This window comes from Glycocaulis sp., assembly GCF_052168375.1.
Lineage (GTDB): Bacteria > Pseudomonadota > Alphaproteobacteria > Caulobacterales > Maricaulaceae > Glycocaulis.
Window position 1 is genome coordinate 1 of the sequence record NZ_JBQLZR010000304.1, and the last position, 7,785, is coordinate 7,785.

7 protein-coding genes are annotated in these 7,785 nt (G+C 63.6%); all 7 read left to right on the forward strand.

The window, feature by feature from the left end:
• A partial coding sequence (mutM, locus tag ACTS2Z_RS12320; RefSeq protein WP_442573508.1) for a bifunctional DNA-formamidopyrimidine glycosylase/DNA-(apurinic or apyrimidinic site) lyase occupies positions 1-645 on the forward strand: 645 nt, incomplete at its 5' end.
• A 124-nt stretch (positions 646-769) separates the two neighbouring features.
• Complete coding sequence (locus ACTS2Z_RS12325; protein ID WP_442573509.1) at positions 770-1,690, forward strand: TraB/GumN family protein; 921 nt, start codon at positions 770-772, stop codon at positions 1,688-1,690.
• A 136-nt stretch (positions 1,691-1,826) separates the two neighbouring features.
• Positions 1,827-2,603 (forward strand): enoyl-CoA hydratase, encoded by a 777-nt coding sequence (locus tag ACTS2Z_RS12330; protein ID WP_442573510.1) that lies wholly within the window; start codon positions 1,827-1,829, stop codon positions 2,601-2,603.
• A 142-nt stretch (positions 2,604-2,745) separates the two neighbouring features.
• Positions 2,746-3,012: a 30S ribosomal protein S20 gene (gene rpsT, locus ACTS2Z_RS12335; RefSeq protein ID WP_442573511.1), complete on the forward strand. Its 267-nt coding sequence runs from the start codon at positions 2,746-2,748 to the stop codon at positions 3,010-3,012.
• Positions 3,013-3,547: 535 nt separating this feature from the next.
• Positions 3,548-4,969, forward strand: coding sequence for a chromosomal replication initiator protein DnaA (gene dnaA, locus ACTS2Z_RS12340; protein WP_442573512.1), 1,422 nt, complete (start codon positions 3,548-3,550; stop codon positions 4,967-4,969).
• Between the two features lie 153 nt (positions 4,970-5,122).
• The gene (gene dnaN, locus ACTS2Z_RS12345; protein ID WP_442573513.1) at positions 5,123-6,241 is read left to right on the forward strand and encodes a DNA polymerase III subunit beta; all 1,119 of its coding nucleotides are present in this window, start codon (positions 5,123-5,125) and stop codon (positions 6,239-6,241) included.
• Between the two features lie 127 nt (positions 6,242-6,368).
• Positions 6,369-7,511: a DNA replication/repair protein RecF gene (gene recF, locus ACTS2Z_RS12350; protein WP_442573514.1), complete on the forward strand. Its 1,143-nt coding sequence runs from the start codon at positions 6,369-6,371 to the stop codon at positions 7,509-7,511.
• Positions 7,512-7,785 lie beyond the last annotated feature (274 nt).

The window sequence follows — 7,785 nt, forward strand, 5'->3', positions numbered from 1 at the left end:
GGCCGGTTTTCCATTGAAGCGCAGGATATGGCCCGCCAGCCGGGAGATTTTGTCTATGCCGCGCCGGCCAACCCCGTTCATGACCATGTCCTGCTGGAGATGGAGGGCGGGGTTACGATCACCTACAACGATCCGCGCCGGTTCGGCTTCATGACGCTGTTCGACAGCGCCGCCGAGGCTGGCCAACCCTATCTGGCAAAGCTTGGCCCCGAACCGGACTCCAACGCCTTTTCCGGTCCCTATCTCGCCGAAGCCTTCCGGGGACGCAGGACGCCGGTAAAGGCCGCGCTTCTTGATCAGAATGTCGTTGCGGGTCTTGGTAATATCTATGTGTGCGAGGCGCTCTGGCGGGCGCGCATCAGCCCGCGGCGCCAGGCCACCACCGTCACGGGCGGGCGCGCAGAACGCCTTGCAGTTGCCGTGCGCAATGTCATCGCCGAGGCCATCAAGGCGGGTGGCTCCACCTTGCGCGATTATGCAGGCGTTGACGGGGCGCTCGGCTATTTCCAGCACCGCTTTGACGCCTATGGCCGGGAGGGGGAGCCCTGCCGGGCAGAGCGCAGCGGTAGTGCGTGCGCCACGCCGGTGCGCCGTATCGTCCAGTCTGGCCGGTCGACATTTTTCTGCCCGGAATGTCAGCGATAAGGCATATGAAATTACAAATATGTCATTTTAATTGTTATAGACATACAACAATTGGATTGATATAGCCTCTTTCAAGGTCGCTGATGGGCAGCGGCCATGGGATGCTGGAAAGGTTCAAGAACCCATGTTGAAAGACATTCTGAAGAAAGGCGCCCTTGGCGCGCTCTGCTTCCTCGCGGGTGTGGGGCTGGCCTCGCTGGAACGCACCCATGCGCAGGACTATGCCGGGCTTGAAGCCTCGCCGGCGCTCTGGACGGTGGAGGCCGATGGCGCGACGGTGCACCTGTTTGGCACTTTCCACCTTCTGCCCGACGCGCTCGACTGGCGCTCCGACGTGGTGGATGCAGCCTTTGCCGAGTCCGGGACGGTCTGGTTCGAAGCCGACGTGTTGAGCCCGGAGGCGCAGGCGCAGATGCAAGCGCTTGTTCCCCAGCTTGGCCTCAATCAGCCGGGCGTGACGCTCTCCTCGCTTCTGGGAGCCGACACCTATGCCGCTCTCGAGGCGATGACCGCAGAGCTTGGCATTCCAGCCGGCAATCTCGAGCCGGTCCAGCCCTGGCTCGCGGGCGTGACGCTGGGCGCCCTGCAGTTGCAATCGCTGGGCTTCAATCCTGCATCCGGTGTGGAAGCCGTCCTGACGGCGCGCGCCAATGGAGAGGGCAAGGCAATCGACTATCTCGAGACCGCTGAAGGCCAGCTGCGCATGCTCTCCGGGCTTTCCATGGACACCCAGATCGAATGGCTGCGCGTCAGCCTGGAAGACATGAGCGATCTGGAATCGGAAATGGATCGCATGGTGCGTGCCTGGGCCACCGGTGATGCGGATACGCTCGACACGATGGTGAACGGCTCCATCCGCGATGCCAGCGCAGAGCTCTATGACGCGCTGATGGTCAACCGCAACCGGGACTGGGTTCCCCAGATCGAGGCGATGATCGCTTCGGGCGGCACCCATTTCGTTGCGGTCGGCGCCGGCCATCTGCCGGGCGAGGAAGGTGTCGTCGCTCTCCTGCGGGCGGAAGGCTACACCGTCACCCGCCGCTAGGCCCTCAGGCCCTCGATAGCTGACAGTGCCCGCCCCGGGGTGTCGACCGCGGGGCGGGCTTACTGTATGGAAGCCGCCGCACCGTACTGTCGCGACGCCGCAAGACTGGCGTCATCCTCAAGGAGGGCTTGCAAAGATGGCCTACAAGACGATCCAGACCAAAACCGAGGGCCGGGTAGGCGTCATCACCTTTGACCGCCCCTCCGCACTCAACGCCCTGTGTGATGAGCTCACCTCCGAGCTGGCCGCAGCGCTGGAGGCTTTCGAAGCCGACGAGGATATTGGCTGCGTCGTCCTGACCGGCTCTGCCAAGGCCTTTGCCGCTGGCGCCGACATCAAGGAATTGCAGGACCGCGATTTCGTCTCCCTCTACATGCACGACCCGTTCGCGAAGAGCTGGGAATCGGTGGCGCGCTTCCGCAAGCCAGTGATTGCGGCGGTGGCCGGCTATGCGCTGGGCGGCGGCTGCGAGATCGCCATGATGTGCGACTTCATCATCGCGGCAGATACGGCCAAGTTCGGCCAGCCGGAAATCAATCTGGGCGTCATGCCGGGCGCAGGCGGCACGCAGCGCCTGCCGCGCGCTGTCGGCAAGGCCAAGGCCATGGACATGTGCCTGACCGGCCGCATGATGAATGCCGAGGAAGCCGAGCGCGCGGGCCTGGTATCGCGCATCGTGCCGGCAGATGATCTTCTGGACACAGCGCTTGAGGCAGCCGAGGCGATCGCCGCCAAATCCCTGCCGATCGCGATGATGACCAAGGAAGCGGTCAACATGGCCTACGAGATGGGCCTGACCGAAGGTATTCGCTTTGAACGGCGCGTCTTCCAGTCCCAGTTTGCCACCGAGGACCAGAAAGAGGGTATGGCCGCCTTTGCTAGCAAGCGCGCCGCCCATTTCCGGCACCGCTGATTTAGCACGCTGCGCGGTTGACGAAGGCAGTGCGCACGGGTATACGCCGCGCCTCACTTCGCACAACGCTTGCCTTTTTCCGGCGCGGCGCGAAGATGTACACAACACGGTTCAACGTTTGATTTAGGCCCCTGGAGCATCCATGGCGAATACGAGTTCGGCGAAGAAGATGGTGCGCAAGATTGCGCGCCGCACCGCCATCAACAAAACCCGCCGCTCGCGCATGCGCACCTTCGTGAAAAAGGTCGAGCTGGCTATCGCTGCTGGCAACCAGACCGAGGCTCGTGACGCCCTGCGCGCCGCTGAGTCCGAAGTGATGAGCGCCGTTACCAAGGGTGTCATCCACAAGAACACCGGTTCGCGGAAGGTCTCGCGCCTTTCGGCCCGCGTGAAGGCGATGTCGGCCTGATAAAATCTAGTCCTTGACCGGACGAGTTTGAAGCGTGCCTGCGGGGTGGCCTGCGGGCACGTTTTTGTTTGTGGTCGATTCAGTGAAATCGCCTGTCCTGCAAGGCGTTCGCAACGGTCTCCCGACTGCTTTTTCTTCCCCCTTTCACACCCGTCCACAGCGCCCGGTGTGAACGCTTGTGGAACGTAAACCTTCACTGAAATTTTTTTCACTGCGCAACGCACGGCGCGGTCAGGGAAATCTCCTTGTCAAGCGCCGAATCGATCTCCGTTTACGGTTAATGATGTTGATTCCCGTGCCGCTCTGGCTAACCTGTCCGGACTGACGCGACTGATCTCCATACGGACCAAGAGCGGGATGCGGAGGCGAGCTGTGGGCTTGCCGCCGGGGGACGAAGTCTTGTCTGAATTCAAAGCATTACCTGCGGGGCATACCCCGCGGCAGACAGGTTTGAGGTTGGGGACTTATGGGGCTGAACAGTTCAGTTTCTAACGCCAGAGCACAGCAGCAGGACGCCATGCCGGGAACGCCGACCATGAGTGAGGTTTGGCGGGACGTGCGCGCCCGGCTGCGCCAGGAATACGGGGATGTGATCTACGTCTCCGAGATCGCGCGCCTGCGCGTGGCCGAGGACGCCAGTGGCGCCATCCAGATCATTTGCGCGAACGATTTCGGACGCGCCTGGGTGGAGGACAATCTCGGTGCGCGTCTGCGCGCGCTCTGGGCCGTCTTTGACACCGGTCCGCGTGATATCGTGATCTGCTGCGAGGGCGCGCCCGCCAGCCGCGCGCCTGCGCGTGAGGCCCGCACCGTCATGGCCGGTAGTGTTCGTGAGACTGCACCGGCTTCTGCTGCAGAACGCGCACCGCGCGCTGCGCTGGAAAACTCTGCCTCTCCGGCGGTGCTTGGCAGCCCTGAGCGTGCGGCACGCGGCGATGGCCGCTTCACTTTCAACACCTTCATGGTCGGTTCGGCCAATGCCATGGCCTGCACCGCGGCCAAGGCCATCTCGGGGGCCTCGACCCCGCCTTTCAACCCGGCCTTCTTCCATGGCGGGTACGGGGTCGGCAAAACCCACCTTCTCAACGCCATCGCGCACGCGGTGAATCTGGGCGAGTCCGGCCGCAAGGTGCTCTACCTGACGGCTGAGGAATTCCTCAACGGCTTCCAGTCCGCGCTGCGGGCGCGCGACGTCCAGCCCTTCAAGGACCAGGTACGCGCGTGCGATGTGCTGCTGATCGACGATGTCCACTTCATCGCCGGCAAGCCGCGCACCGAGGATGAGTTCCTGCACACCATCGCGGCCCTGATCGGGGAAAACCGTCAGGTCGTGCTGGCCTCGCATTGCGCGCCGTCAGAGCTTGGCGTTGGCGACGAGCGCCTGCGTTCGCTGTTGCGCGGTGGTTTTGCCTGCGAGCTGTTTGGCCCTGATCTCGACCTGCGCCGCAAGATCGTTGACTGCAAGGTGGCGCAGGCCCGCTCGCACTGCCCGGAACTGGATGTGCCCGAGCAGGTGCGCGACTTCCTGGCCGCCCGCGTGACCAGCTCGGCGCGCGAGCTGGAAGGCGTGCTCAACAATGTCATCGTGCGCACCGCCTACATGGACCGCCCGGTTACCGTGGAAGCTGTCGAGGAAGTGCTCGGCGACCTGCCGGTGAAGTCCGACAAGCGTGTCACCGTCGATGAGATCCAGAAGACCGTGGCGGCGTATTTCTCCATCTCGGCATCGGACATCAACTCCAAGCGGCGCACCCAGTCAGTCGTTCGTCCGCGCCATATTGCGATGTATCTCGCCAAGACGATGACCACGCGCTCCCTGCCTGATATCGGGCGGCGCTTTGGCGGGCGCGACCACTCGACCGTCATCCACGCGGTATCGAAAATCACCGCCCAGCTCGGCTCCGATCCGGTGCTGGCAGAAGACATAGACGCGATCCGCAACCGCCTGCGCGGCTGACGGATTCCATTGCCCCCCGGCGACCGCAAGAGACCCCTTCTTGCGGTCGTTTCTTTTGGTCTATGGTGAACGACCCGAACAGTTTGCGATTCTGTCTGGCGGGAGGCTGCGCATCAGGGGCTTTCCGCCACATCCGGTCAAAAGGCGATAGAGATGAAGCTCACGATAGAGCGCGCAGCCCTTCTGAAAGCGCTTGGTCACGTCCAGGCGGTGGTCGAGCGGCGCAACACCATCCCGATCCTGTCCAACGTGCTGATCAATGCCAATGGTCAGCACATGCGCCTGACCGCAACCGATCTCGATACCGAGATCGTCGAGGAGGCGGCTGCCCATGTGGAGCGGCCCGGTATCGTCACCGCGCCGGCACATACGCTTTACGAGATTGCGCGCAAACTGCCCGAGGGCGCCGATGTGACCTTGCAGATGGCGGGCGATGATCCGCGCCTGCAACTGTCTGCCGGCCGCTCGCGTTTCAATCTTCCTGCTCTGCCGGCAGGCGATTTCCCGGTCATGCCGACCGAGGACCTTGCCACCAGCTTCTCGCTGCCGGCCGCCGCGTTCGCCCGGCTGATCGACAAGACGCGCTTTGCGATCTCGACCGAAGAGACGCGCTACTATCTCAACGGTATCCATCTGCACGCCGCAGCGCGCGATGGCCGCAAGACCTTGCGCGCCGTTGCAACCGACGGACACCGTCTCGCCCTTGCTGAAACCGATCTGCCCTCCGGCGCCGAAGGCATGCCGGCGGTGATCGTGCCGCGCAAACCCATCCAGGAATTGCGCCGGCTGCTGGAAGATGTCGATGACGAGATCACCGTGCAGGTCTCCGAAGGCAAGATCCGCTTCGAGCTGGGCGCGGCCGTCCTCACCTCCAAACTGATCGATGGCACCTTCCCGGACTATGAGCGCGTGATCCCGCGCGGCAATGACAAGATCATGAAGGTCGACCGTGCCCCGTTTGCGCAGGCCGTCGACCGCGTGGCGACGATCAGCCAGGAGAAGTCCCGTTCGATCAAGCTGACCGTGGCTGACTCTACCCTCGTGCTCGCGGTCAACAATCCTGAAAGCGGGACCGCCAGCGAGGAATTGCACGCCGATTATTCGTCTGCGGAAATCGTGATCGGGTTTAACGCGCGCTACCTGCTTGATGTTGCAGCCCAGATTGCCGGTGACGAGGCCGTATTCGAGTTCGCCGATTCCGGTTCGCCCACGCGCGTGACCGATTCCGGTGACCCGGACGCCGAATACGTGCTGATGCCGCTGCGCGTGTAGGTCCGGTTCTGGCCGGTTTGCCCGCCATAGGACACACCGCCATGTCTGCGCGCGTGTCAGTTTCTGCTCGGCCGGTATGGCTTTCACCGGGACCGGGGACCCCGGCAAATCGCCGGGCGTCGAGGCCATGACCAGAACATCCGCCGTCACCCGGCTGAAACTGACCGGTTTTCGCAATTATGCCTGGCTGGACCTGACGCTCGATGCGCGCCCGGTCTGCCTGTTTGGTCCCAACGGTGCGGGCAAGACCAATCTCGTCGAAGCGGTGTCGTTTCTCGGTCCGGGGCGGGGGCTGCGCGCTGCCGGGTCTGATGCTGTGCGCCAGCGCTCCTCAGGCGGCGAGGCACCCGTCTGGGCAGTACACGCCGAAGCGCAGACCGCCGACGGGCCGGTAACGCTCGCGACCGGCGCCGATCCTGACAATCCGGCACGGCGCAAGACGCGCCTTGAAGGGGTTGCGACTACCCAGACCCAGCTGGCGCGCCTCTTTCCGATGATCTGGCTGACCCCGCGCGAGGACCGGCTCTGGGCGGGTCCGCGCAGTGACCGCTTGCGCTTTTTCGACCGGCTGGTGCTCGCCGGTGAACCTGGCCACGGTACGCAGGCCAATATCTATGAAAAGGCCATGCGCGAGCGCCAGCGCCTGCTAGATCGCATGGATGAAGGGCTGAGCATTGACCTTTCCTGGCTGGATGCGCTGGAAGCGAAGATTGCCGAGGCTGGAACGTCGATGGCGCGCGCACGCCTGACGGCGCTGACCGCGCTGCAAGGTGAGATAGATGACCGCCCGGCCTCAGCCTTCCCCAAGGCAGATCTTGCCCTTTCCGGCTATCTCGAGGGGCTGCTGATCGAGGACGAAAGTGCGGCGGAAGCCCGGTTTTCTGCACGCCTGAAAGAGGCACGGCGCAAGGATGGCGCAGCGGGCCGCGCACTGACCGGACCACACCGCACCGAGCTGCAGGCTCGTCACCGCGAGAAGGACCAGCCGGCTGCCGATTGCTCTACCGGTGAGCAGAAAGCCCTGCTGCTGGGTCTGGCGCTTGCCCATGGTGCGGCACTGGCACGCGAACGCGGCGCGGCTCCGGTGATGATCTTTGATGAGGCCTGCGCGCATCTAGATGCTGACCGCCGCGAAGGGCTGGCCATCGCGATTCATGCCATTGGCTGTCAGGCCTGGCTGACGGGGGTGGAGAAGGGGCTTTTCACCGCGTTCGGAAGAAACGTGCAGCACGTCGCCGTCGAGGCCGGCAAGGCAGTGCGGGAGGGGTAGTAGCCTACTCCTTCGTCGTTCCCGCGCAGGCGGGAACCCAGACCCGTTTGCACCGGCATAGCTTCACGATCTCTGGTCCCCCACCTGCGTGAGGGTGACGAGAAAATGGGTTGGAAATCCTACCCCTTAAGCTTCCTCAGCCGTTCCTTTGATCCTTCATGGATCAGGCGCAATTCCTCCAGCGTCTCGTCGATCTGGCGCCGCTTTTCCTCCAGCTCGGCAATCGTTTCGCCCGTGCGCGCGATCACGTAGCGCAGCTGCTTCTCGCGGCCTT